This window comes from Mucilaginibacter conchicola, from assembly GCF_003432115.1.
GTDB lineage: Bacteria > Bacteroidota > Bacteroidia > Sphingobacteriales > Sphingobacteriaceae > Mucilaginibacter > Mucilaginibacter conchicola.
On sequence record NZ_QWDC01000003.1, the window covers coordinates 849210 to 874154 of the forward strand.

Annotated in this window: 24 protein-coding genes; 9 read left to right on the forward strand and 15 right to left on the reverse strand. The window is 44.8% G+C overall.

Going from position 1 to position 24945, the window contains the following annotated elements; all coding sequences use genetic code 11:
* Positions 1 to 2 precede the first annotated feature (2 nt).
* Positions 3 to 788, forward strand: a complete 786-nt coding sequence (locus D0C36_RS20570) for an HAD-IIA family hydrolase (protein WP_117393567.1) — start codon at positions 3 to 5, stop codon at positions 786 to 788.
* 188 nt (positions 789 to 976) lie between these two features.
* On the opposite strand, the gene D0C36_RS20575 is transcribed toward D0C36_RS20570, so the two are convergent.
* The 10 genes from D0C36_RS20575 to D0C36_RS20625 form a co-directional block, all read right to left on the reverse strand.
* Entirely contained in the window at positions 977 to 1444 is a 468-nt protein-coding gene (locus D0C36_RS20575; RefSeq protein WP_117393568.1) for a hypothetical protein, read from the reverse strand.
* 118 nt (positions 1445 to 1562) lie between these two features.
* Positions 1563 to 1880, reverse strand: a complete 318-nt coding sequence (locus D0C36_RS20580; protein WP_117393569.1) for a hypothetical protein — start codon at positions 1878 to 1880, stop codon at positions 1563 to 1565.
* A gap of 25 nt (positions 1881 to 1905) precedes the next feature.
* The gene (locus D0C36_RS20585) at positions 1906 to 2349 is read right to left on the reverse strand and encodes an Hsp20/alpha crystallin family protein (protein WP_117393570.1); all 444 of its coding nucleotides are present in this window, start codon (positions 2347 to 2349) and stop codon (positions 1906 to 1908) included.
* A gap of 718 nt (positions 2350 to 3067) precedes the next feature.
* Positions 3068 to 4177, reverse strand: a complete 1110-nt coding sequence (locus D0C36_RS20590) for a S41 family peptidase (protein ID WP_117393571.1) — start codon at positions 4175 to 4177, stop codon at positions 3068 to 3070.
* A gap of 23 nt (positions 4178 to 4200) precedes the next feature.
* A complete protein-coding gene (locus D0C36_RS20595) occupies positions 4201 to 5304 on the reverse strand; it encodes a serine hydrolase domain-containing protein (protein ID WP_158557165.1) in 1104 nt (367 codons plus the stop codon).
* Positions 5305 to 5386: 82 nt separating this feature from the next.
* Positions 5387 to 6181 (reverse strand): AraC family transcriptional regulator, encoded by a 795-nt coding sequence (locus D0C36_RS20600; protein WP_117393573.1) that lies wholly within the window; start codon positions 6179 to 6181, stop codon positions 5387 to 5389.
* Positions 6182 to 7226: 1045 nt separating this feature from the next.
* Positions 7227 to 8141, reverse strand: a complete 915-nt coding sequence (locus D0C36_RS20610; protein ID WP_117393575.1) for a helix-turn-helix domain-containing protein — start codon at positions 8139 to 8141, stop codon at positions 7227 to 7229.
* Positions 8142 to 8149: 8 nt separating this feature from the next.
* The gene (locus D0C36_RS20615; protein ID WP_117393576.1) at positions 8150 to 8407 is read right to left on the reverse strand and encodes an Atu4866 domain-containing protein; all 258 of its coding nucleotides are present in this window, start codon (positions 8405 to 8407) and stop codon (positions 8150 to 8152) included.
* Complete coding sequence (locus D0C36_RS20620) at positions 8407 to 9264, reverse strand: SDR family oxidoreductase (RefSeq protein ID WP_117393577.1); 858 nt, start codon at positions 9262 to 9264, stop codon at positions 8407 to 8409. The genes D0C36_RS20615 and D0C36_RS20620 overlap by 1 nt, the downstream gene beginning before the upstream one ends.
* Positions 9265 to 9718: 454 nt before the next feature.
* Positions 9719 to 10480, reverse strand: a complete 762-nt coding sequence (locus D0C36_RS20625) for a LuxR C-terminal-related transcriptional regulator (RefSeq protein WP_117393578.1) — start codon at positions 10478 to 10480, stop codon at positions 9719 to 9721.
* Between the two features lie 109 nt (positions 10481 to 10589).
* Here D0C36_RS20625 and D0C36_RS20630 point away from each other — a divergent pair, with 109 nt between their 5' ends.
* From D0C36_RS20630 to D0C36_RS20650, 5 genes are all read left to right on the forward strand, one after another.
* Entirely contained in the window at positions 10590 to 11165 is a 576-nt protein-coding gene (locus tag D0C36_RS20630; protein WP_117393579.1) for a DUF1349 domain-containing protein, read from the forward strand.
* A gap of 30 nt (positions 11166 to 11195) precedes the next feature.
* A complete protein-coding gene (locus D0C36_RS20635) occupies positions 11196 to 11537 on the forward strand; it encodes a hypothetical protein (RefSeq protein ID WP_147322069.1) in 342 nt (113 codons plus the stop codon).
* A 247-nt stretch (positions 11538 to 11784) separates the two neighbouring features.
* Positions 11785 to 13284 carry a serine hydrolase gene (locus D0C36_RS20640; RefSeq protein ID WP_158557166.1) on the forward strand — a complete coding sequence of 500 codons (1500 nt, stop codon included), beginning with the start codon at positions 11785 to 11787 and terminating at the stop codon, positions 13282 to 13284.
* 62 nt (positions 13285 to 13346) lie between these two features.
* On the forward strand, positions 13347 to 14738 hold the full coding sequence (locus tag D0C36_RS20645; RefSeq protein WP_147322070.1) for a serine hydrolase: 1392 nt from the start codon (positions 13347 to 13349) through the stop codon (positions 14736 to 14738).
* 40 nt (positions 14739 to 14778) lie between these two features.
* Positions 14779 to 15417: a hypothetical protein gene (locus tag D0C36_RS20650; RefSeq protein WP_147322071.1), complete on the forward strand. Its 639-nt coding sequence runs from the start codon at positions 14779 to 14781 to the stop codon at positions 15415 to 15417.
* 210 nt (positions 15418 to 15627) lie between these two features.
* Here D0C36_RS20650 and D0C36_RS20655 read toward each other — a convergent pair whose 3' ends face one another.
* The 3 genes from D0C36_RS20655 to D0C36_RS20665 all read right to left on the reverse strand — a co-directional run bounded on the left by D0C36_RS20655 (position 15628) and on the right by D0C36_RS20665 (position 18626).
* The gene (locus tag D0C36_RS20655; protein WP_117393584.1) at positions 15628 to 17325 is read right to left on the reverse strand and encodes a sensor histidine kinase; all 1698 of its coding nucleotides are present in this window, start codon (positions 17323 to 17325) and stop codon (positions 15628 to 15630) included.
* 38 nt (positions 17326 to 17363) lie between these two features.
* On the reverse strand, positions 17364 to 17807 hold the full coding sequence (locus D0C36_RS20660; RefSeq protein WP_117393585.1) for a hypothetical protein: 444 nt from the start codon (positions 17805 to 17807) through the stop codon (positions 17364 to 17366).
* A 105-nt stretch (positions 17808 to 17912) separates the two neighbouring features.
* Entirely contained in the window at positions 17913 to 18626 is a 714-nt protein-coding gene (locus D0C36_RS20665; RefSeq protein ID WP_117393586.1) for a LytR/AlgR family response regulator transcription factor, read from the reverse strand.
* Between the two features lie 168 nt (positions 18627 to 18794).
* Between D0C36_RS20665 and D0C36_RS20670 the strand changes: the two genes are divergently transcribed.
* The 3 genes from D0C36_RS20670 (at position 18795) to D0C36_RS20680 (ending at position 22336) form a co-directional block, all read left to right on the forward strand.
* Entirely contained in the window at positions 18795 to 19310 is a 516-nt protein-coding gene (locus D0C36_RS20670; protein WP_233524537.1) for a hypothetical protein, read from the forward strand.
* Between the two features lie 325 nt (positions 19311 to 19635).
* Entirely contained in the window at positions 19636 to 20535 is a 900-nt protein-coding gene (locus tag D0C36_RS20675; RefSeq protein WP_117393587.1) for an amidohydrolase family protein, read from the forward strand.
* A gap of 76 nt (positions 20536 to 20611) precedes the next feature.
* A complete protein-coding gene (locus D0C36_RS20680) occupies positions 20612 to 22336 on the forward strand; it encodes a serine hydrolase domain-containing protein (RefSeq protein ID WP_117393588.1) in 1725 nt (574 codons plus the stop codon).
* A 581-nt stretch (positions 22337 to 22917) separates the two neighbouring features.
* Here D0C36_RS20680 and D0C36_RS20685 read toward each other — a convergent pair.
* Positions 22918 to 24411 (reverse strand): serine hydrolase, encoded by a 1494-nt coding sequence (locus tag D0C36_RS20685; protein ID WP_117393589.1) that lies wholly within the window; start codon positions 24409 to 24411, stop codon positions 22918 to 22920.
* Between the two features lie 91 nt (positions 24412 to 24502).
* On the reverse strand, positions 24503 to 24945 hold a 443-nt coding region (locus D0C36_RS20690; RefSeq protein ID WP_147322072.1), incomplete at its 5' end, for a TlpA family protein disulfide reductase.

Here is a 24945-nt window from a genome sequence, read left to right on the forward strand (position 1 = left end):
ACATGACAAAAAAACACGGGTTAATGATTGATATGGACGGCGTGATATACGCGGGAGAGGAGCTCATTGAGGGCGGCGAAATTTTCGTTAGGCGCTTACTCAAAGCAAAGATCCCCTTCACCTTTCTGTCCAATAACAGTGCACGCAGCCGGCGTGAAGCTGTTGAAAAATTGGAAGAACTGGGCGTAAAAGGCATTACCGAAGAACATATCTACACCAGCGCCATGGCAACCGCGACCTTTCTGAAAAACGAGTTTCCCGGTTGCAGTGCTTTCGTACTAGGCGAGGGCGGATTGCTAAAAAGCCTGGAGCACAACGGCATTAAACTCGTAGATAAGAAACCCGACTTTGTAATCCTGGGCGAGGGGATGGACTTCGATTTGAAAGACGTTCGCGCTGCCGTCGATATGATTCTTGATGGTGTGCGCTTTATCGCTACTAACCGTGACCCAACGCCGCGAAAGGCGGGCTGGAACAACCTAGGTATCGCCGCTACCGCCGCCATGATCGAAGAAGGCAGCGGCCGCGAAGCTTTTGTGATCGGCAAGCCCAGCCCCGTTATGATGCGCTCGGCCAGCATGTATATGGGTCTCAAAGCGGAGCAAATCACCGTGATTGGCGATACCATGGAAACCGATATTATTGGCGGCCTATATATGGGCTTTAAAACTGTCCTGGTGTTATCCGGCATCGCCGATAAAAAACAAGTCGACCGGTATGCTTATAAGCCAAACCTGATTGTCGATAGCGTAGACCAGATCAGGTTTCCATTGGAATGGTGGTCTTAGACCTTGAACAAACACCCTTGTTCAAGTGATGTAGACAACGGTATGCATCCTGCACAATAGCGGGATAGATATGCCAATTAATGATAGATCTGTTGACTATCGGCAGGGAGCCACAGTGCCAGCGTTTTCATACACATAGTAGCGGCAACCCGGTTCATCATGGTGGGGGTATGCTAAAACCTCTGAAATTAGTCATGGTCCTTCTTTTCTTCTAATTTTAAAGTAAGCCGGTAAGCCAATGTTGCTGTCACCGCAAATACAATATGTGCGGGGATTCGTTGGAGGTAATAATGGTCATATTTGATCAGCGGCGGAAAGGGGTGTGCTTTAAACGTACCTTTCCAGATCAGCAAACCCAGTAACCCGCTGACGGCCCCGAGTATCAAAGCGTTCAAGACCGAATGCCTGATCTTTTTGGTTTCCCATAACTCCACATAAACAGCCGCGAATACAAAACCCATTGCAAAATGCGCACCCCAGCCTGCCAGTTGACTGGCCTGTTTAGACAAACCCGGCGCTAAACGTTTGATCATTGTCGCCAGATGTTCTGGCTCCCTGAAATTCTCACCGAAGATTCTGGACATCAGATCGCTGTCAGCCGTCATAACCGAAGTTCCGGCGATACCGGCGATGAGCGTTTTAGAAAGCTGATTCATGCCGACGTGAAAACAATTTCCATGCCGAAGCCCGGGCAGGCTGGAAGGCGCCTATTGAGCTGTCCAAACGTAGCAAAACGTCTGTTAAAGTATATAATACACAAAGAAAAACGGGAATCTATGATCCCCGTTTTTCAATTGGATGACTTTCATCCCGGATAGCTTGTTGTCGGAATAACTCTTTCGTGACCAGCGCACAATTATCGGATAGTTCGCTGAGCTTGCAACATAGTGTTCTTAACCTCAGTGGCAAACCACTGCTGCTTTCCACCAGGTCGAGATGCAGCACCGCCTGACCGGTATGATCTTCATGACCGGTCAGTTGCTGAAATACGGATTCCGCAAATTTTCGGTCAGTGCCCAGAAAATATTGCGCACAGCGCTTAAACCCCGAAGGCGTCCGGAAGCTGATCATCAGATCAAAATCGGTTTTCATACCTGAAACAGATTACGGAATAAAATTATTTGATCTCGATCTGACGGCGTACCGGTTTGGCTTCCTCGCGTTTGGCAATATCGATCATTAAAACGCCATCGGTGTAAACGGCGTTAATGCCTTCAGCGTTGGCGCTTTCCGGCAGCGTGAAAGAGCGCACAAATGAGCTGTAGCTGTACTCGCGTTTGCTGTAATTCTTTTGTGTTGCGCTGTTCTCGTTTTGTTGCTCCACCGAAACGGTAAGCACATTTTGCTCCAGGCTGAGCCTGAAATGTTCTTTTTTCAGGCCCGGTGCAGCCAGCTCTACATGATAGTGATCTTCGGACTCGCTGATATTTACCGCCGGTACGCGGGCGACCATGCGGTCATTAAAAAGTGTGTCACCGAAGATTGGAGCAAATACGTCAGAAAAGCCTGGGAATACAAAGTGATTGTTCGTGTTGGCGGGATTAAATTTAACCAGTGTCATGGGTTGTCCTCCTTAATTTTTTAATGATTAAACGAATGAAATTAATTAAACTAATGAACTGATTACAAGGCGTGTGCCAGTCATACAGCCCTGGCTCTTTCCTGAAATTTTTTCAGAAAAAGTGAAAAAATTTCAGTTTCATCTGTCAAAATATCGGAGAACCTGTGCTCCGCATCTGTTGGTTTGCCCAAAGGATAATTCTACAATCACACTGTCTATTAAGGATTGCCGAGATATGGAGTAATACAGCCCCTGATGGCGGCAATTAAGGCTGTTTTGGTAAGCATACGAGCGATGCTTTAATTGCAGCTCAGGTACAGGCGACCACAGTGACTCCGGACTGGTGTTGAAGGGGTGATCGCGCGCAGCAACGAGGCCAGAGTGGTGAGCATCAAAATGGCAGACGCAGAGTACATGGTTCGCAAACTCCTCTAAGAAAATAAAGCATACATCTTTATCTTAGGGTTTAGTTTTCAATTACTGGAAAGTTTCAAAAGCTGCTTTTGTAAAGTTCTGATATTTGTATTTCATCATTTGTTTCAACTATGCCGCATTCATTACGATCGGAGCTAATTTTAGGTAGGTCCCCGATTGTGTCACCCCCGCAGAAATTATTCTCTACGCAAACTTGAAAAGTAGTAAGGTAACGGCTAAAAAATGAATGTTTTTTCGCCGCAAGTCGCTGCCGGAGGTGAAGCCACAGTTGGCGGTAGTTTCGTTAATTATGGGTCTTTAACAAATGTTTTATAGCTGCGTCCGATACGGGGTCATTCAAGTTCAGCAGATCATTTCGGGTATTTAGAACACGAATATCAACGGGTGCGCCGATACCTTCATAACAAACCATTTTGTTGTCGTAGTACCGCTCATTAGAAAGTGAAATAAGCCAGCCATTTGGCAGTGTAAAGCCATACATATTTGAGTATATACCTCGTGTGTTTGAACCGACAATTTTTACATTGGGTAGTTCTCTCATTATTGAAGCAAATAAATCTCCGGCGCTTACTGTTTTATCATTCGTTAATACGACCACAGGTTTTGTAAATTGAAAATTACCTTTAGGCTCTGTGTACCATGTTTCAAGTTTCCCAAAATCTTCATATCCTCCTGCTCTTATCCTTGTTTTTTTATGCATACCAATTACTTTACCAGCTGTAAACCTGCCAGCAACTTCGTAAGCAAATTCATCATTGCCGCCAATATTATCTCTTACATCCACGATCATTGATTTGACTTCTTTAAAACTTGCAAACAGCGTATCCAATAGTTTGCCTGCAACTACTGCATCAGGCACATTATCGGAATTTTGATCAACGAAGCACCTGTTGAAACGCAGGTATCCGATACCATTTGAAGTCGAATAAGCAAACAGAGGTACATGATTAAATTCAGGACCTAAGTATCGCAGGGCTGTAAAACGTTTTTGCATTAGGGAAGAATTTACCATTTGCCAAAACTTATTCCGCAGGCTATCCGTTGGGAACTCTTTCACGAACTGCGAAGGTTTTACAGATTTGAATTGCTTGATTCCCGGAACGATAACATTGATATGATTGTCATGAAAAGGTGCCAGCATCAGAGAAAAAACCGTATACAACGAATCATCAGATGTATGGGGATTTATTTGGGGTCTATATTTCTGATAGGTGGCATGCCAGTCAATATTCCTTAACTTAAAGAAGGCATAGTTATCTTCGAAAGTATGCCACAACACTTCAAAATTTAATTCCGGTTTTGAAATAGTCGTGTCCTTTGGATATGATACCGGATTTTGGGCAAAAACGAAACTAACTGAAAGGGATAGCAATCCGAGGATAATGTTTTTCATTTTAAAATTTCTAATCTCACGTTTTAGCCTCCATTTTCAAATAGCGGCATCAAGGCATCAAATAAGTCACCCGCCCTGTTACAGTTCGTTAAAAAGACAAAACCTCTTTTTAAATCTTTATACATAACGAAATAACCTGTGAAATCACCATTATTTCCGCTGTGCATATATCTGATGCCATAATTGGTTTTTTTTATGGCCAAACCAAGTCCCCAATCATCAGCTTCGTCAGAATCGGGAACCTTGATCTGCGGTTCAAACATCTCTTTAAAACTCTTTTTTGATAATCCTTTTTCGTCCATCAGCGCAATTATAAAATTTGCGTAATCAATTGCGTTGGTATGCAACCCGCCTGCTGCACTAAATTCTTCAAACTTTTTTAATTTGCCCGGCTTATTACTGCCATCACCTTCATTTTGACGGTACCCCGTTACTTTGTGTTGTGCAACATATTTGTTCCAGCCAAAATAGGCGTGTTTCATTCCAAGGGGCTTACAAACCTCTTTATCAACGGTATCAGACAGACTTTTTAAATCAGTATGCAATAAGTGCGCAATAACATTAACCAAATATTGATACCCTTCCCCTGAATAATTATAGGCAGTACCGGGATTAAACTTCAAATATTGAGCGCCTTTGGCTACATGAAGAGCTGAATCAGCAGGCTCATATTCATGCCAGTTTGGTAAACCTGAAGTATGGGATAAGAGCATTCTTGCTGTGATCAATTTGTTTCGACCATCATATTCGATTTCCGGGTAAGGTAGATATTTATATAATGGAGTGTCAATATTTATAATACCTCTTTCCTTCATTTTCATTATAAAATAAGCAAATACAGGTTTGCTCATAGAACATGCCTCGTATATAGAGTTCCGGTCAGCTTTGCTTTTATTTTTTAAATTGGAATATCCGAATTCATTATGATAAACTATTTTCCCATCATCAATGAATGCAATTGATACGCTTGGTAAACGAAAAGTATCAACCTGCTTTTTAATGAAGTGGTCAATATCATAAGCGCTCACTTTTTTCCCGTTTAAAGCAGTTACTGATCGGCAGGAATACTGAATTACTATAAGAAGAAGGGTAATGAATAAAAATAAAATCTTTCTACTTCGTTTCACAGGACATATAGATTTTACGTTATTGAGCAAAATTATTTTGTGCCTAAAAGAATAAATAGCATGAATTTAGCCATTAAGGATTTTATGATCTCTTATATTCCATCGGCAGAAAACCTGTGATATGCTTGAATGTTCTAATAAAGTGGTTTTGATCGAAAAAGCCGCAAGTTAACGCAATATCAGTCAGGGTCAATTTCGATGATTTAATCAGCGTAAGCGACTTTTCTATTTTTATGCGGCGTTTATATTCTCCTATAGTACAATGGAAATATTTTGGAAAGTTTTTTGACAATGTTACGGGATGCATATTCGTTATTAGCGCCAGTTCCTGCAATGATACTTTTTCATCCGGGTTATCACGCAAGTATTCTTCAACGGCACTTATCCAAAGCGGGAGTTTGTTTGTCTGGCCATGATATTGTTCCTGGCTTATTAATTGAAACAATAACATTTGGATAGATATTTCTGATAAAGAGTCATAAGTAAGCAATTCTTTGTAAATCTTTATCATTAAAAACTTGAATTCCGGATTTTTCGAAATAGCAACGCTTGCTTGTGCGTCGTTAAGGTCAAACTGAGCAAAAAAACTCTCCTCTAATTCTAGGTTAACCCTTCGGGAAGGTTCAGCGACTTTTATGACCTGATGCATTTCGCCGGAACTGTAATATTGAATACTACCTGGACTGATATCAAAAGCATCTCTTTTCTTCTCCACGCAACCACCTTGTATCATAAAGCTTAAGTGAGCATTTTCGTGGCAATGCATAGCGCTATTATAATCATAGATATGATAATCCGTAACACATGCAATAATGCCATTTATATTTTTCTCACAGGTTACTTCGCCTGAATATAGACCTTTTTTAAAAGTAAGCATACCTAACAATCATTATATACTTCCATTTTTCGAACTTTAGTTTTATAGTAATACCGGCAAATAAATTACCGCTGATGTTCCCGTGCCAGGCGCCGCACCTGTGTTGCCTGCGGGAGGTTTTGCGCTTTACACGTATGGTGCTAAGTTCTTGGATAGACTCAACCTAATGAATAATTCAGTAAAGCGTTTGCCTAATTTACTTCAAAATATTTTCAATACAATCATTTTCTATATAACAATTATTTATTGCCAGGTAATCTGATAATGGCATTGGAACGTGTAAATACCATTTTTTTCGAACTGAAGAATGTGATGCTGTAAATGGTGATCGTGGCCTGCCTTTTCAATATTCCTATCGTAGACGTCAAATCTGAATTTAAACAAATTTGACATTACTGCTCGAGGCATTGCTATGGGAAATGAGGCCGGCGAAGCAGGCATGGTGTTATTACACAAGTCCGTAGCACCATATCCTGCTGTCAAAGCTGCCGATCATCAGTTAAAGGATTATGTGATCATCAATTGAGTTCCTTTTATTTTTTATGTACAGGCGCGAAGTACTGCTGAATGTTCAAATCCTAATTAATGAGCGGTCTTGGCTACAGAGCTCTGAGGTTGGTTACGCTAAAATATTTGTAACGAAGGCTGACAACAGGTTTAGGATGAAGTTACTCTTTCGAATAGATGGCGTTATCTTGAAAGCAAAATCGCAATCTATTGCAAGATTTTTGACTTGCATCAACCCGGTGGTAGCTTCATTAAACAAAAAAAGGGGTGCAGACCTCTATGGTCACCCGTTTTAGTTTGCGGGCATGCGCTCAAAATCTAACCTGGCAGGGTTTCCAAAAACCGGGCTTTTGGTGCGACCTTGTTTTAATGATCGGTTCTTTGTAGCATGGCCGGTGATTATCATTTTATTTTAACAACAAGCCGTCAAAACATCTATCCAATATTCAATTATTTATCCGGCAACATCTTACGCAATTAGAATACGACCAGAGCAAAGTCATCCGGCCTTACCCAATGATAATCCACAGATTTACATTTAATTGAAGGCTCGTCTGAATGCCATTGGAGTGAGATCTGTTTTAGCTTTAAAAAGCTTGCTAAAGGATTGCGAGTGTTCAAACCCCAGGCTATAAGCAATTTCGGACACGGACAGGTTCGTGGCCGATAGCTTTTCCTTTGCTTTTTCGATCAGCTTGTCATGAATGAATTGCTGGGTGCTTTGTCCGGTCAATACCTTGAGAAGGGTGCTTAGATAATTGGCAGATATATTCAGTTCTTCCGCGATCTGCTGTACCGTGGGTATACCCTTATCAATCAGCTTATCTTCCGCAAAATGTTCATGAAGCAAAGCTTCCAGTTTATCCAGGATCTGGTGATTGGTAATCTTACGGGTCAGAAACTGTCGGTTGTAGAAACGGTCAGCATAGATCAGCAGATATTCCAGTTGATTGATGATCAGAGACTGGCTGAACTGGTCCATGTTCGACTGATATTCCTTCTCGATCTTCTGAAATATCTCGGCTATGACAGCTTCTTCCTTTTCTGATAAAAACAGGGCTTCATTTACTTTATACTGAAAGAACTCATAGTTCTTGATCTGTTCGGCCAGCGGGGTATTCCAAAGCAGGTCGGGATGGACCAGTAAAAGCCAACCGGTCTGATTGACCTCTACATCAGGTTTGATCTGTACCTGCAGTAATTGTTGCGGCGCAAAAAAGGAAAGCACGCCTGAATCAAAATCGTAGGGTTGCTGGCCGTAATTAAATTTAGCCTGCACATTCCGCTTTAATGCGAACATGTAAAAATCCTGCAACCACTTCAGGCTTGCGGTATCATCGGGGTACTTGACCTTGCTATAATCGATCAAACTGATCATCGGGTGTTCAGGCCCCGGCAAGCCGTAATAAGCGTGCAGGTCTGATAGGGTATGAAAACGGAATGTGCCAGGCATAAGCTAAATTATTGATTTTCCTTGTAAAAGATCATGCCACCGTGGTAAAGGACACCATCGCGAAATTCGCCATCAGCGGTAAAACCTGTATCATCTTTATAATCGATATGGTCGCCTTTGATCCGGTAACTACCCTGGTAGGCGCTTTTGCGATTGCCCCGGGCTTCATCATAACGGCCGTTTGGCAATAGCTCCTGGCGCACATGGCCATCTGCGGTCACCCACATGCCCGGGTATGCTTTTGTTTCTTCCATCGTATTTTCCATTATTCAATTATTGCGGTTGATCCGGTCAATTCCAAATTAGCAGCCAAAGCCTTTTCGATAATATCAATCTTGCCTTTGACCAGTGCAGGTGTATCAACACCCATAAAGAAATGTACGGGGGGCTGTTCTTGTTTGCTTAGCTCAATAAATGCGCTTGCAGCCTTCTTCGGGTCATTAGGTTGGTTACCGCTGATCTCATTTAGGTGCTGAGCCTCTACCTCACGTGCATTGGCATAGGCATCGATGGCATTGGCGGGCAGCATGGCAGAATCTTTTTCCAGAAAGCTGGTGCGGAAATAACCCGGGTAAACCAGCGTGGTGTGCACGCCGAATGGCGCCATTTCTACAGCCAGTGCCTCTGTGTAACCGGCCATAGCGAACTTGGTAGAGCAATAGATACCGAATGCCGCATAGTTGCCTACAAAGCCACCGATAGACGCGATATTAAAAATATGGCCTGAACGCTGCGCTCTCAGGTAGGGTGCCGCATGGCGGATCACATGCAAGGGACCGAATACATTGACATCAAAGTTCCTTTGCACCTCTGCAGCACTAAGTTCTTCTACCGCCCCGATCTGGCTGAATCCGGCATTGTTTACGATCACGTCCATACGTCCAAACTTGTCAACTACCGCACCGATCACCTTTTTTACATCATTGTTGTCGGTAACGTCCATATTCAATGGCAGGAAGTTCTCATGCTCACCAATTGCTTCGATCAGCGCCTCTTTTTTTCTTGAAGTGGCGGCCACCTTATAACCGCCGGCCAGTAGTTGTTTTACGAGGTCAGCACCTAAGCCTTTAGAAGCGCCGGTCACGAACCATACTTTTTCTGTTTGCTTTGTTTCTTTTGTCATTATCTGATGATTTGATAAGACAAAGGTCCATAATAGCGCTACCCAAAATGTAACCGATCCTTGGATAGTTGTATCCATTTCTCATACAAATAGGGTTACAAATGCAAAACCTATGTTCGCGGATAGATTGTAAAGTCAAAAACGGTCAGGACATGGTTTATAATCGTTTTTATTAACCAGAATTGTATTTGTATAAGTCCCTTCTTATCTTCACGCCTTTTCGCGGTACCCTGTGGGATCAAACCTCAAAAATGGCTGTAAGCGTTGTTAGGGAATGCGGGCTGCCTTGCATTCGGTAACATAGGGCAACTAGTTACCGAGCTCACCGTACCGTCTGAGGCAATCCTCAAAATGCTAGAAGGTAACTCTTTCCATTGACCACCGAACAGGTCCATTGCCAAGCTCACTATGTAAGTGTAGTTTTTATCATCAGGTTTTCTGTACAGATTGTATATCAAAGATATTCCACCATGCGGCAGGCTTCGATCGCATTGCTGACCTCCAGCTTTTTAAAAATATTCTGACGGTGACGGTTCACCGTAAAGACGCTTAATGATAGATCTGTTGCTATTTCTTTGCTTCTTTTACCAGCTTTCATCTGTTGCAACACCTCCTTTTCCCTTGAGGAGAGCAGTCCATTCAATTGGTAATGATCGGTCTCAATGATTTCCCCCGTTCGGTTATTAACGATGACGCCGTAAGGTGTATTCGCCGGGGTGAGGTCGTAATGTCGGTTGTACAGGCAAAGTGCTAAACGGATCCCGCCATCGGTTGCGTTACCTATGTAGATCAGGCGATGTTGAATGCTCAGGTAACGCTGCGTCTGATCTTTGATCCGTAAGCGTGTGATCACGCTGTGATCCGTTCGCTCCATGGGCTCCATAGTCTTCAGCATTTGAAAATACCTGAACTCCAAACGGTATTTTCTCTCCAGGTCTTCACGGTGTACCCTGTTGAGCAATTCGTCTTCCCAAATAGAATCGATCACTTCATGGCGAAGATCAATGCCGAGCTGTTCGGCCAGCCCACCGTGGTAGACATAGCTTTTTCTCATTTTGATATCGCTGAGCACGCTAATTCCGTGCTCGAGCTCAGCGTAATGCCGGGCGATCACTTTCGAGGTGTCCAGTTGCTGGTCTTCCCCGTCATCAGCGTTAAAAGGCTGAGAAAACAATTTAATATCAAGAAGCGGACGCATATGGTTATTAATAACCATTGGGCTTAATCATGTAACCCAATAGTTTTGCGAACATAATGAAGAAAGTTTATTTATCATTTGCTTTTTACTTGGTTTTAACCAATTAATAGCACAAAGTCTGAATAAAATGCAATGGTTCAACGAACCGGAACAATGGGAGATCAAAAACAATGCGCTGCTGATGCAGGTGACACCTAAAAGTGATTATTGGCGGATCTCACATTATAAGTTTACTGTAGATGATGCGCCATTCTATTACGGGCAGTATGGTGGCGAATTTGAGGCTAAAGTAAAACTTACCGGGATGTATAAAGCCCGGTTTGATCAGATGGGACTGATGATCAGAACCGATCACCAGAACTATATCAAAACAGGCGTGGAGTTTGTTGACGGCAAATTAAATGTCAGTACGGTAGTTACCCATGGAAAAAGTGACTGGAGCGTGTTGACTCTTAAAAAGATCCCGCCGTTCATCTGGATCAAAGTGATCCGACGGCTGGACGCTTTGGAGGTCTTTTATTCTCTTGATGACAAAACCTATATCCTGACACGGAACGCACCACTTCAGAACAATACCCCGGTCATGGTGGGTTTGATGGCTGCCTCTCCGGATGGTGATGGTTTCGAAGCAAAGTTTGAGCATTTTAAAGTAAAGCATTTGCCTGATCAGAGACGACTGGAATGGCTGAAGAACCATCAGTAAACCTTATACATAAAACTGTACTACCCTTGCATGAACAGGAAAGACAAAACTCGCTTAGCCGGTATATACATCACCCTCGCAACTTTATTCAGTTCCTGTGCCACGACATCCTACATGGGTGACCAGCTACCTGCCAGTACTCAGGTAGATGTCTATTATGCCGAAAAAGACGTAGCTAAGAAATACAAGGTCATCGGTCACATTTATACCTCGACCGCCGTCAATGCTAATAAAGTGAAAGAAGCCATCTTAACCAAAGCAAAAGCTGTAGGGGCTGATGGTGTGATCATTTTAGGCATAAAAACGACGGGGGGCGGAAATGAAGTTGAAACCGTCCAGCAGGCGGATGCCATAAAATATACGAAAGAGTAATGCAACGTTTCTGCTTTGGCCACGTCTTTTGGATATAGAATGACTTATCTGTTTTATAATACTTTCGATCTCCATTTTAACTTGCTTCGCACAGCAAGCACAGGTGCGCCAGATCGACTCAGCTATGCAATCGGCACATCAAAGAGAAATGTTCAACGGGAACATCCTAATGGGCCGAAAAGGGAAGACCAATTTTTAGATGTTGGCGCTACCTATTTTTAGATGTATTCATCAAATTATAATTCAAATGAGAATTATCGCAATTAGCCTTCTGTTGATCACGTTGAACCTCAAGGCATATTCACAAAACCGCGTCAAACAAATTGATAGTTTGGTAAAGACCAGAATTGCGGATTATGAGCTGTCAGGAAACGTCCTGGTCGCTGAAAAAGGTAAGGTGATCTACCAACATTCAACCGGTCTTGCTAACACAGCAAGCAACACTCCGGTCACACCAGCCTCAGCATTCCATCTGGCCTCAGTTTCTAAAATATTTACATCTGTTGCAATTTTCCAGCTATATGAAAAGGGAAAGCTCCTCCTCAATGATCCTGTTAAAAAGTATATCCCTGAGCTAAATAACGGAGTTGTAACGATCAGCCAACTTTTATCGCATACTTCCGGACTGGTGGATTTTCAGATCTTGGAAAGACCCTATCTTCAAGATACCAGTAAAATATTCACCCTCGTTGATATCCCTGTTGCTATAAATAATGACAAAAATGCGTTCGCGTCGGCGCCCGGCGAAAAATGGAGTTACTCTAATACCGGATATAATTTGCTTGCGCTTATAGTAGAAAAAATTGCTAAGACTTCATTTCCAGACTATTTAAGTAAAAACCTATTCAAGCCGGCAGGCATGCTACACACCTACATTAACACACCCCTGATAAAAGTCAGTGACGCTAATCGGGTAACTGGATATGACTATCTGAATTTCGCACCATGGGTACTTCAGAGAGCAGATTCATTGAGGCAGAATCAAATAGAGTTGCTTCATATAAATGGTTTGGTCGGTATGGGTAATGTCGTTACCACGACCGAAGATCTACTTGGCTTTGATAGAGCCTTGTACCATGGTAAAATCATTAAACGATCCTCCCTGGACAAAGCATTTACACCAGTGCGTTTAAATAACGGGGAGTTGGCTGTAAGGGGTTGGAAAAACACACTTTCGTACATGGGCTTAGGGTGGTGTGTGTTAAAGGATACTACCTATGGAAAAGTGGTATTTCATACTGGCGGGATGGCCGGAGCTGTAACGGCATTCATTCGAAATATAACCAAAGATCAGACAGTTATCGTACTAAATAATGTAACCCAACGTAGTACCCACAACACTGCAATGAGCGTTTTATATCTACTTAACGGCGGAACACCACAAACAGATAAAAAGTCTTCAGCGAACGAATTTGCAAGAACATTAACAAAATATGGTGTAAATGAAGCCTGGGCCCGATTCAATACTATCAAAACGGACACAGCTCATTTTTATACGGATGAGCGGGAATTCAATATGGCTGGTATTGGTATGTTCTTCAATAATTATAAAGCGCAGGGCCTGGAAGTTCTCAGACTCAACACCGTATTATTTCCAAACAGTGCGAACGTGTACGACAGCCTTGCAATGGCGCTCGCTGAATCGGGTGATAAGCGGAGTGCAATTTTGATGTATCAAAAGGCATTGGAACTTGATCCTAAATTGATAAGCTCGCTTAATGGGATGAAAAAGTTAACGGCGAACTGATCGTGACAGAAATTGGCTCATTGATCAATAAAAAGCCACGGTCACTTAAGCGTATCCTGTATATGAAAAGACTCATTTATTTTATCTTATTGTCCATTTCAGTTATGGACTCCTTCGCACAGCAAGCTGCGGTGCGCCAGATCGACTCGGCTATGCAATTGGCACATCAAAGAGGTATCTTCAACGGGAATATCCTTGTAGCGGTGAAAGGAAAGGTCATTTACGAAAGATCTTTGGGCTATGCAGACGGGACCAAGACCACACCGTTGAATCTTTCGATGAAGTTCGACATCGGCTCGATCAGCAAAGAATTCAATGGCGTGGCGATCATGCTGCTCAGTGAGCGCGGCAAATTATCTTTAGACGACAGCCTTGCTAAATTCTTCCCTGAGTTCCCGGCCTGGGCCAAAACAATAAAACTTAAGCAACTGATCAATTATACCAGCGGCATTCCGGCGCTTGGGCCAGCGGCCGACAGCACTGACGCCCTGGTTTATCAAAGTTTGCTTAAGTTAAACGCGCTGGCTGCTCAACCGGGTACGGTGTATATCTATAACCACGTGAACGTGGTGCTGCAGCGGCGTATCATAGAAAAAGTGAGCGGCCTCAGCTATGCGGAGTTCATTCGTAAGAACCTGCTACAGCCGGCAGGTATGAACGCCTCCCTGGTCGATTACCCGGTCAATGGTTTCGGAATGGCGAAGGCATTCGACCAGGCGGGCCGTCCGTCCGATTATGCCACTGGTGTTACTGGCTGGGTCCGATTACCCGTTCGGGATCTGTATGAATGGACCAGGGCATTGCACAGTGGTAAACTCATCAGTGAAAAATCGCTTAAACTGCTGGCAGAAAGTTTTCCCGGTGGTGAGAGCAGCCTGGGTACCACCGGATATGAAGGCGATCGGCTCATCTGGCACCAGCACCAGGGTTCGAATTATAATCATGAAGCAGCCTTTTATACCAACCTGCCGGAAGATATCACTATTGTCATGATGACCAATAATCAGCAGATGAAGGTTTGGCCGCTAAAAACCACCATTTTGAACATCCTGCATCACCAGCCTTATACCGTCCCTAAAAAGTCATTATACCTGACTATCCGCGACCGGATGCTCGATGATGTTAACGTTGGATTGGCTTATTACCGACAGTTAAAAGCCACCGGACAGGAACGATATGATTTTAGTTTTGAGATCGGTGACCTGATCAGTACCGGCAAATACCTGCAGCGCAGGAATAAGTATGACGAGGCCATTAAGGTACTTCAAACGGCCGTACAGTTGCAGGCCAGGAACGGGGATCTCTCTTACGGCTACGAGCTCATCGGCGATTGCTACCAGGAGAAAGGCGATCTGGCACAGGCTGCCGCTAGTTATCGTAAAGCGGTCGAGCTGAGCCCTGAGAACAAGAACGCGGCGGGACGTTTGCAGGCAATTGAGAAGAAGGCCAAATGAAGGTACAATACTCACTTTTATTAAAACACAATTTATGCTCTTGAATAAACTTAACATCTTGGTTGCGCTGACTTTGTTTACAGCGATCAACTGCGCAGCGCAGACCAAGCCGAAAGCTACAGATTTTGATCTCGTTAACCGTCAGCTAACCGTTACTAATGACGGCACTATTCATGTAAATGGCGTTGACAGTGCCGGCTTAGTTTGGCTGAAAGGCCGGAAATTTACCTACGGGACCATTGAATTCGATATTAAAGGAAATGACCGATTGCAAGGCAGCTTTGTAGGTCTGGCATATCATGGCTTGAACGACAGCACTTACGAAGCGGTTTATTTCCGCCCGTTCAATTTTAAAGCTGATGATAGTGTAAGACGAAGCCATGCGGTACAATACATCGCTTTGCCACAATATGATTGGCCAATGCTTCGCGAAAAATATCCTAACAAATACGAGTTCTCCGTAACACCCGCACCGAATCCGAACGATTGGTTCCATGCTAAAATTGATGTTAGTCCAGCTAAGGTGAGTGTTTATGTAAACTACGCTAAGAAACCCGCGTTAGTCGTTACCCCGCTGACCAGCACGGGCGGTTCAAAAATTGCCTATTGGGTCGGCTTCGGCTCTCCGGGCGACTGGAAAAACTTAAAGATCGTAAAAAAAAAGCAACTAGCATTTTAAGCAGAAGACTTGAAAATGTATGCATCTCCCTACCTTTAAAATTCGCCCTATATTAAATTCTCTGGCCTGCGGCACTCAATTCGTCGTCCGACCTATGATGCCGCAGACCGGCAAATGATCAATCAATAGCGGCAGCCCCAGTTATTTATCGAACCTTGCAAAATAGTGATGCCCCGGTTTTTTCAAGGCGACTTTACGATCCGGCATTCCCTAAAGGTGAAGCGTAAGTGCCGAAGCCTGATCTCCGGCCGGGGTTTTGCCGTAATCAATGTGGAATTGAAAGACAGTTCCGCTTCCTTCCTTACTTTCAACCGCTATCTTTCCGCCTTCCTGAGTGATCAACTGGCGGCATAAGTATAGTCCCAGGCCTGTGCCAGGCTTTTGGCCACCCGCCTGCTGATAGGGTGTGAATAATTGCGAGAGGCGATCTTTAGCGATACCGACACCAGTGTCCTGCACACTTAGCTCGAGCCGTTCGGCTGTATTTGCATCATGGAGAGCGCACCGCACTGTCACGCCGCCTCTATCGGTGTACTTGATCGCATTACTCAGGAGGTTCAGCAGGATCTGCTTCAGTCGAAAGCTATCCCCGGCAATATACTTCTCCTTGTCGATACCCGAATGCAGGTCCAAGTTTATGCCCTTATTTTCGGCCATGAAACGCATGGCCTCCACCGCGTCACTGATCGCTTCGGCGGGCAGGAACGGGCCGCTTTTTCTCGTTTCCGCATACCCCTGCTCCAGTTTGCTGACGTCGAGCACATTGTTGACCGTTTCCAACACCAGCCCTGAAGCCAAATTGATCACGCTTACTTTTTGTTCCTGTTGAGGAGACAGCTCACTTCGCCTGAGCATGAATACAGCCCCGTTAATTGCCATCAATTTATTCCGGATCTCATGACTCATGATGGCAAGTATCTCCGATTTCTGGCCTGCAAGTTTGATGGCTCTTTTGCTCTCGACGCGTAGCCGACGTTCAGCCCAGCCTAAACGGCGGATATATATGAGCAACACAATGATGAAGATGAGCACCGCCGCCAGCGCGATACCCGTGAAAGTGTTGAGATCACGGGTTGCCGAAGCGTAGGCTTTTAAAGTGGCCTCCCGGCTGCGCTCAAAAGCGATGTGGTCAATATCCTGCAACTGCCGGGTCAGATGCCGGAGCTGGGTCAGCAAATTGAGATTAGCCAGCACCAGCGCCTGCCCTGAATTCGCCAGCCTGTCATACTCTGAATTCAATTGCGCCAGTAACTGGCGCGCACTTTTGTCCGATAAGCTGACCCGACCGTTGTTCTTCTCGCGGACGGTGACCACTTTTACTGCCCGCGTGCTTCTGAGCGCTTCTTTCAAACGGTGGAATAAATTCAGTTTCGTGGCTTCGTTCCGGGTGGTAACGATCGTATCAGCGCGTAACGCGGCTTTAGGAATGTTTCTGTTTGCGATGCGCCGGTGGATCCGGTCAAAAGTTGTGACGCTCAACAGCGAATCGAATTTTTTTCGTAGACCAAATAACTGACGGGAAAGCTCCAGCTTCTGCTGCAGTTTTTGTTCCAGTTGCCGCCTGCTTTCCGGTATAGGCCTTCCGCCTCCGCGCTTGTAATGGTCAATGATCTTCGTCAGGCCGGTAAAGATCGTATCCAGACGATGCTGATAAGCAGTCAGGTCAGCCTGACTACCGTCTGCCGTGGCTTTCTGAAAGCTGTTCTCAGCCATATCCAATTCGACCAGCAGATCGCTGATCCCTTGCTGATAGGACGGCGCGGTCAATTGCTGACCAAGATTCTCCAGTTTTCGGCTAATGGTGTGCCGTAAAATGAAAGATCCTGTTGTCACTACAAAAGTGAACAACAGGAAGATCATCAGGATCCGGTTGATGGTCCCGGAAAAGTTGCCTTTTTTTGTTGTCATGGATATTGTCCTGAAACAAGAATTAACACTAAAGGTTTTTAGCTATTCTCTTGCAGCAGCTTAGCGATCTTTTCCCTGGTCTTTTGCATATCCTTGTTCAGGTCCTTGATCTTTTGTTCGTCCTTCTCTACTTTCTTTGCAGCATCTTCAGCGTCATCTGTTTCATTAGCAGCCTTTTTGGCCAGCTTAGCAGCTTTGCGCGCATCTCCAGCATCGCCACCTACCGCTGAAGCAGCCTGTTTACGGCTTTTTTCCTGGGCTTTGTTGGAGTTGCCAGCTGCTTCCTCTGCCGCAGTTCGCTCTTCCGGTAATCTTTGTTGTATCTTGCTGAGTTCTGTTTGCAGGTCGGTCAGTTTTTCATTTAGTTTCTGCACCTGCTTGTTGATCTCGGCCGTATCTCTTTTTGTTGAATCAATGGAGGCCGAAGCTTTGCAGTTGATGCTGGCTGCGGCTAAAAAAGCGATCAATACTATCTTTTTCATGTCGTTTCGATTTAATGTTTGCTCAAAACAACGTGGTAAGAGAAGGATCATCAAACCGCTTCGACCAAAACCAAATGCCAGCCGACAAAAATCGCTTTTCGTTCGTTAAAGCCACTCACGAAACTCAGCCTTAAAGGCCTCCCGGTATTGTTCGGTCACCGGAATGATTGTCTTTCCGAACCTTATGGTCAGATGCTGTATTTGTTCGATCTTGTCCAGGTTGACGATAAAAGACCGGTGAACACGCATGAACCGGTGGCCGGTCAATCGCTCTTCTATGGCCTTCAAAGTGGATAAGGCGGTGATCACCTTATCCCGGCAACAGACCTTGACGTAATCTTTGGCGCTTTCTATGAAACTAATGTCAGCAATATTCACGCGAACCAGGTCATGCTCCACTTTAAGAAAAAGAAAGTCACCCAAAGGCGCTGCCTTTCTAAGCTGTATCATGGCGCGAACCTTCGATACCGCTTTATAAAATTCTTCGTAGGAAAAAGGTTTGACCAGATAATCGACGGCATCGACCTTATAACCCTCAACAGCATAATCCCGCGAGCCGCTGATGAGTATCACTTTCGGTGGTGGATAGGCGGTGAGCCCTCTTAACGTTGCTGCAAAGCTGACCCCATTTATTCCGGGCAGGTTGATATCCAGTACCAGCAGATCAATGTTCCCCGCTTCCAGTGTAGGCAAAGCTGCTGGCGCATGATCAAAAGTGCCGTCCAGGGTAAGAAAAGGTGTTTGACCGATCATCTCGCAGACATAAGCATTGACCTCCGGGTCATCATCGATCACCAGACAATTTAGGGTTCTTTCCATGATGCTAAGATACGACTAGACCGGCTGCCTTGCAACGGGCCCGTAACTCTTTAGGGAATGGTACGACGGTCGGGGAGACATTTACATCCGTTGGAAACACCCTTTGGTCGAACGGGTTTTACCAATCGCCGCTAGTGGCTTTCTTTTGTCCGATAAAAATTTGACGATATGAAAAAAATGTTTAAACCCTTTATCATCGCTTTAGCCGCGACGTTAAGCTTAAGCTACGAAGCCCAGGCGCAGATCCAAAAAGGTAATGTGATGGTCGGCGGAAATATGGCTGACCTTAATTTGGGCCTGGACGATTCCAAGGTATTCAGCGTCGAGCTGACCCCAAAAGCGGCCTGGTTCATCCAGGATAACGTGGCCTTGGGTGCTTATGCAAAATTCGGAATCCAAACGGCTAAAAATTCGGGCACGACCACCCAATCCGGCCTGGGTACCTTGGGACGTTACTACACCGGAGCTGATGTGGAAGTGCTCAGGCACGGTCGTTTTTTCGGTGAAGCCACTGCCGGCATCGGAGGTATCAATGTCAGCAATAACAGCGGAAACACCAATGGGATCGACTTTAGCTTCGGTCCCGGCTTCGCCTATTTTGTGACCCCTAATATAGGTCTGGAAACCCTTTTAAAGTATCAGGGTACAGGCGGCTTTGGTAGCGCAGGTTACCAAAGTACATGAGGGCTGTCCTTTGGTTTTCAGATCTACCTGCCGGGTAAGCGAACATTGAATAACGTAAAGGAAGATATACAATAACTGGTATACGTAAAAAGCCTGCTTAAGCAGGCTTTTTACGTAGCTGATCAGGTGCCCTTATGACAACCAGCAGGGACCCTGGTGATACCGTTATCAAGCATATATGAACGAATCTTTTATTTGGATCAAGGAAGGATGAATCAATAGGCAGAATCCGTGACCCATCCGGAGCGTTGTTGGATTTTAAAGTAGCGTTGATGCCGTGAATTAAAGAAATAAGTCCTTATATTTATATTCAAAACACGACCTCATGCGTTACTTCTTTGCTCTTCTTTTGCTCTCCTGGAACTTCTATGGTTTTGGCCAGCAGAGAAAGATCATCGATGTGCATTTTCATACACGTTCGGCAGGCGATTACGGGCCGCTACCACCGCCTAATCCCGTTACGGGGAAAAGACCTGACGCCGCCACTAATGAGGCCATTTTGAACACCAATTATGGATTACTTAGACAAAACCATGTGGTTAAAGCGATCTGCTCAGGTACGCTGAAAAGAAACGCGGATTTCATTGTGCGTGATCCAGAGCGCTTTATCAGTTCACTGGAATTCCCCGACCATCAGAATAATCCATTACCAGACACCTTCACCTTCAGGAAGCTCATAGTGGACAAAAAGATCCTTGTGTTCGGCGAACTCGGTTTACAATATGAAGGCCGCACATTGGATGAATCGGAATATGAACCTTACCTGGCGATCTGTGAGCGTTACGGCATTCCCGTTGCCGTCCACACCGGGATAGGCCCCCCGGAAACACCTTACCGGGGCTCACCCAAATTCTCGATAGACGCCGGAAGACCATCACACCTGGAACCAGTACTCAAGAAGTACCCAAAATTAAAACTTCAAATGATGCATGCCGGTTATCCGTACCTCGAAGAAACCAAGGCCATCCTGACGGTATATCCTCAGGTCTATGCGGACATTTCAGTGATTAACTGGGTGCTGCCCAAAGCGGAATTTCACGTCTATCTAAAAGCCCTTTTGACAGCCGGGTTCGGCAAACGCCTGATGTACGGTTCTGATCAAATGATTTGGGAGGATGCTATCCCCTTATCAATCAAAAATATTGAATCTGCGACCTTTTTAAGCGGTAGGCAGAAAGAAGACCTCTTTTATAATAATGCCGCACGCTTTTTTTGCATCAAGTGATCGACTCCGGTTCTGCCGCGTTCACTGAGGATGTAATCAGGGTTTTGGGTTATTTAAAGATATTCCCATTTAGAATATGAAGTTATTGTTATTGTTCTTTTTGCTGATCACTCCCGGTGCTTTTGCGCAACGACCCGCCGGTCACGCAGATCTCGCCAGGAGTTCAGAGCAATATTTTAAAGAAAAAATGGCATCAGACCATATTGTCGGATTGAGCGCTGCTATCATAATGGATGGTAAAGTGATCTGGCAACAGGGCTTCGGCTATGCCGACAGGGAGAACAAAACTGCGATGACGCCGCAGACGGTGGTCAATATCGGCTCCATAACCAAAACCTTTACCGCCTTGGCTTTGATGCAATTGAATGAGCAGGGCAAACTGGACATCAATCAGTCCTTAAAAACATACCTGCCCCGGTTTCGCCCGATGGCCAGGCCGGGTATCAGCCCGGACAAGATCACCGTGAAATCGGTAATGACCCATACCTCAGGCATCCAATCCGACATCTGGAAAAACTCGGACCTGGAAAGCGGAAAATATACAGATGTCCCGGGCTTTGTCAATCAAACCTACCTATTGTACCCGGCCGGGATGGTAGGACTTTATTCGAATGCGGGATACAACCTTCTGGGTAATGTCATTAAGGGCGTCAGTCAGGAGGACTATGCCGATTATATTCACCGCCATATTCTTGATCCATTGGGTATGTCGCACAGCGGATTCGCTATGGACAGTTTGCAGAACCGGAGCAAGATATACGCTTACGGGCAAAACTTCCGGGTATTCGAACTCCGGGATATCGCTTCCGGCGGTATTTATACAAGTCTGAATGACTTTACCCAATATGCGACCGGCTTACTGAAAGCTTACCGGGGCGAATCAAATGCTATCATCAAATCGGGCAGCCTTCGTAAGATGTTCAGCCTTCAGAATGCGTCGGTGCCGATAGAAACCAATAAAAAAGGCCTGGGCTGGTTCATGTTCAAAAATGATTCAACCTTTGCTGTTTACCACGCGGGCAGTGCTGGCTTTGCCCAGGCCAAATTGCTCCTGATCCCTGACAAGAACGCTGCTGTCATCGTGATGACCAATACCTCAGAGGGCGGACAGGCTGCGGAGGATTTCTGCTTTAACCTGCTGCCCAGATTTGGCTTGCTTATTTCTGATCTCTTTCCCGCTCCGATAACCGGGGCATTCCGCGATACATCTCATGTTGTTCAATTGTCCTTAGCCGAGCTTAAGAAACACGCGGGTAGCTATGGCAAGGCGACATCATATGTGTCCGTTTCGGTGGGAAATAACTTCCTCAGAATGCGCGAGAACGACAAAACTACGATCTTGAAGCCGCTCAGCGCAGATCAATATCTTCCTTACGAGATCAGCGGCAGCGATACGCTGGTGAAAAAAACGGGGCAGCGTTTTTTCTTTACCAATATCCGTGGGTATCATTATCTGATCCGGCGGACCGGCGAAAGGGAATATAACTGGGGTTACAGGCTGAAACCGATCGACGTAGGTCGTTGGCAGAAGCGGACGGGACTATACCGCATAGACGGTTACCAGATGCTGATAGGCGACACCAAATTCAAAAGCGTCGAGTTATATATTACCCCTGATAGGGTCCTGATGTGCCGGCTAAAAACAATGGGCAGTACCAATGAGGTCCCTTTGGATGTTATCGACAACAAACATGCACTTTCTTTGGGTGTTAACGCAGGATTTGCGGGCTTTACGGTCAGTTTTAAGACAAATAAAGGAAAGCAGTACATAGATTTTGCCGGTATAAATTTCCGAAAATAACCAGCGCCGTTTGTGGTCCTGCAACCGGCAGTAGTATTTGCCGCGAGAGCTGAACGTTGATCTTAATCGTGACGGTTTATGGTGAAGATGTTTAACCTGAGATTTGCTGCGATAACGCTATACAAACAACAGGCGACGGCGGGATTTATTCTGCTGCCGAAGACCTTTTTAAGTGACCATGCGTTGAGATCCCATCGGGTGTCGTCAAAAGAAAGTACTGAACAGCTATATGGAACGCTCCTGTTGAAAGATGGTCGCCGTTCCAGATACGGAGCGGGGTGATTTATTAAAAAAATGATGGCAGGATAATCGTTCAGCATCCTAATGGATTAGCAGGTTTCAGAAGCCTTTTTTGGAGAGATCTTAAAAGAGGGAACACCATCATCGGACTGACCAATAACACTGATTCTTTTCCGGTATTCGATTTTTGAATCATATACATTAGAATTTAAAATAGATAGAGTGTACTGGATAAAACCGCTATTAGCTGACGGACCATGGAATAACCCATATCCGCTTTAACAAATCACTTATCGAACTCATCAACTCCCGGCAATTTTTTATAACGAACTTATTATTTATCAAGGTTCACCAAGAAGTTTTTCCAGCATTTTTTTTCCGCTTTGATTGCCTGGATTGAGCTTGATCGACTTTTTATACATCTCTATCGCTTCTTCCTTCCTGCCTGCTTTCATCAGCGCTTCCCCATAACTGTCATAGGTATTGAAACTATCAGGGAACAGAATAGTATTTGTTTTAAACACTTCGAGCGCTTCCGTCAGATGTTTGTTGTTCATCAGTTCGATCCCAAGGAAGTTCAGTTCTCCTTCACTTAAAGTCCAATTCTTGTCAGTCTTAAGGCGATTCAGTGTTTCCTGTGCCCGATCTGCCCCTTTGTCTAAAAGCGTGGTGACATATAGCCTGGCAAGCGATCTTCCCCGAAAAAATGGCTTATTGCTTAAGATGATATATAACTCCGGTGCTACCGGCGCATTTTGTGCGTTATCCATGGTAATAACAAGTTGTTTTTTTTCGATGTTGCGCAACAAGAAAGTATTCATCCCCGGTATACCGCCACTGTGCCATACCACTCTGCCATTATCGGTGTGCCTGAAGATGAACCAACCTAAACCATAGGCCGCTTCGTCGATCCCAGCCCGAAAATAAGGTATGCTGCCGTCATTTAGTTTGTTGGGCGTGAACATTAGATCCATGCTCCTCGCTGAGACCAATTTGCCGGCGTAAAGCGCCCTATCCAGATTGAGGAGGTCATGGGTTGTTGATACCATATTGCCGGGGCCCTGAAAGCCTACCCAGTTATAGGTCCACTGACGGATTTCAGGTACTTCTGTCACCAGTCTCAGCGTGTCGGCATAGTGGATGGGGCGGTCATACTTTTTGGCAAAACCTGCAGGAAAATTGAAATCAGAATCGATGATTTCAGTATTCGCCATACCGGCAGGCTTGAAAACATATCGCCTCATGTAATCAGCAAATGCACGCCCGGTTTGTTTTTCAATCAGCAATGCCAATAAACTGTAGTTGGTATTGCTATACTCATATTTTTCGCCTGCTCTAAACCGAACGGTTCCGAACGCCACCAAAGCGGGCAGAATGTCGGCATTGGTATACTGCTTATCCGGATTGGCTTTAAGTTGGCCGCCGAATAATTCTTCGGTATTTGGCAGACCGGATGTATGCGCCAGCAGGTTACGGACAGTAATATCTTTGAGCGAAAACGTCGGCAGATAACGCGCAACCGGTTCATCAAGCTTAAGCTTGCCTTTTTCGATCAGTTGAAAAACGGCAATAGCTGTTAAAGGTTTGGAAACTGAGGCCATCACATATTTTGTGTCGATCGCGTTGACTTGATGGGTATGCACATTGGCGATACCATAACTATGATCATAAAGGACTTTGCCCTGAGCTGCAACCAATACACTGCCGTTGATCTGATGATCCGCATTTAAATTGTTCAGGAAAGTATCGATACGGCTAACCGTAGTCTGCGCGTAAGTTTTGCCAGCAGACAGCGCCAACGTCAGCAAAATGATCATAGAAAATTTCGGTCTCATAGATAAGCTTTTTTTAAAGACGTTTGAGTTAAAGAGACGTTACATCGATCTGCACGGATAAATCAGAATTTTAAGGCCTTGCCTAGTGCTTTCAATTTTGCAATGCAGTGCTAAGCAAGTTCTCTATCTTTTGATTATCAAAATTTCCGGAATACATAATCTTTCCGGTTTTGTCAAGAATAAGTACGGTCGGATAACCATGACTATCCACACCCAGTTGCTTTGCAAGATCATGGCCATTGTAAAGCATAAGGTACGCCGGGTTTTCCCTTTTGTAAAAGAAGACGACATCACTTAGCGGGTCGGAAGCATTGATGCTGACAATCAGGATCTGACTACCGTAGCGTTTCTGAAGCTTTTTAAGATGGGCAAATGATTCCATACAGTATCCGCAACCTCTGATCCAAAAGTCGATAAGCACAATCCTCCCTTTCAGATGGTCACTGGTAAATATGCTGTTCCTGCTACCTACATAAGCTGGCAATTCCCAGCGGGGCAGGATATTGCCCTCTTTTATCAGCGCTATTTTTTTTT

What these genes read in the sequence shown, in the direction of transcription:
- D0C36_RS20640 (WP_158557166.1), top strand. Translation starts at nt 11,785, where the DNA reads ATGAGAATTATCGCAATTAGCCTTCTGTTGATCACGTTGAACCTCAAG.
- D0C36_RS20590 (WP_117393571.1), bottom strand. Translation starts at nt 4,177, where the DNA reads ATGAAAAACATTATCCTCGGATTGCTATCCCTTTCAGTTAGTTTCGTT.
- D0C36_RS20625 (WP_117393578.1), bottom strand. Translation starts at nt 10,480, where the DNA reads ATGGTTATTAATAACCATATGCGTCCGCTTCTTGATATTAAATTGTTT.
- D0C36_RS20580 (WP_117393569.1), bottom strand. Translation starts at nt 1,880, where the DNA reads ATGAAAACCGATTTTGATCTGATGATCAGCTTCCGGACGCCTTCGGGG.
- D0C36_RS20655 (WP_117393584.1), bottom strand. Translation starts at nt 17,325, where the DNA reads ATGACAACAAAAAAAGGCAACTTTTCCGGGACCATCAACCGGATCCTG.
- D0C36_RS20575 (WP_117393568.1), bottom strand. Translation starts at nt 1,444, where the DNA reads ATGAATCAGCTTTCTAAAACGCTCATCGCCGGTATCGCCGGAACTTCG.
- D0C36_RS20665 (WP_117393586.1), bottom strand. Translation starts at nt 18,626, where the DNA reads ATGGAAAGAACCCTAAATTGTCTGGTGATCGATGATGACCCGGAGGTC.
- D0C36_RS20680 (WP_117393588.1), top strand. Translation starts at nt 20,612, where the DNA reads ATGAAGTTATTGTTATTGTTCTTTTTGCTGATCACTCCCGGTGCTTTT.
- D0C36_RS20585 (WP_117393570.1), bottom strand. Translation starts at nt 2,349, where the DNA reads ATGACACTGGTTAAATTTAATCCCGCCAACACGAACAATCACTTTGTA.
- D0C36_RS20685 (WP_117393589.1), bottom strand. Translation starts at nt 24,411, where the DNA reads ATGAGACCGAAATTTTCTATGATCATTTTGCTGACGTTGGCGCTGTCT.
- D0C36_RS20615 (WP_117393576.1), bottom strand. Translation starts at nt 8,407, where the DNA reads ATGGAAAATACGATGGAAGAAACAAAAGCATACCCGGGCATGTGGGTG.
- D0C36_RS20620 (WP_117393577.1), bottom strand. Translation starts at nt 9,264, where the DNA reads ATGACAAAAGAAACAAAGCAAACAGAAAAAGTATGGTTCGTGACCGGC.
- D0C36_RS20610 (WP_117393575.1), bottom strand. Translation starts at nt 8,141, where the DNA reads ATGCCTGGCACATTCCGTTTTCATACCCTATCAGACCTGCACGCTTAT.
- D0C36_RS20660 (WP_117393585.1), bottom strand. Translation starts at nt 17,807, where the DNA reads ATGAAAAAGATAGTATTGATCGCTTTTTTAGCCGCAGCCAGCATCAAC.
- D0C36_RS20600 (WP_117393573.1), bottom strand. Translation starts at nt 6,181, where the DNA reads ATGCTTACTTTTAAAAAAGGTCTATATTCAGGCGAAGTAACCTGTGAG.
- D0C36_RS20570 (WP_117393567.1), top strand. Translation starts at nt 3, where the DNA reads ATGACAAAAAAACACGGGTTAATGATTGATATGGACGGCGTGATATAC.
- D0C36_RS20675 (WP_117393587.1), top strand. Translation starts at nt 19,636, where the DNA reads ATGCGTTACTTCTTTGCTCTTCTTTTGCTCTCCTGGAACTTCTATGGT.
- D0C36_RS20630 (WP_117393579.1), top strand. Translation starts at nt 10,590, where the DNA reads ATGCAATGGTTCAACGAACCGGAACAATGGGAGATCAAAAACAATGCG.
- D0C36_RS20635 (WP_147322069.1), top strand. Translation starts at nt 11,196, where the DNA reads ATGAACAGGAAAGACAAAACTCGCTTAGCCGGTATATACATCACCCTC.
- D0C36_RS20645 (WP_147322070.1), top strand. Translation starts at nt 13,347, where the DNA reads ATGAAAAGACTCATTTATTTTATCTTATTGTCCATTTCAGTTATGGAC.
- D0C36_RS20670 (WP_233524537.1), top strand. Translation starts at nt 18,795, where the DNA reads ATGAAAAAAATGTTTAAACCCTTTATCATCGCTTTAGCCGCGACGTTA.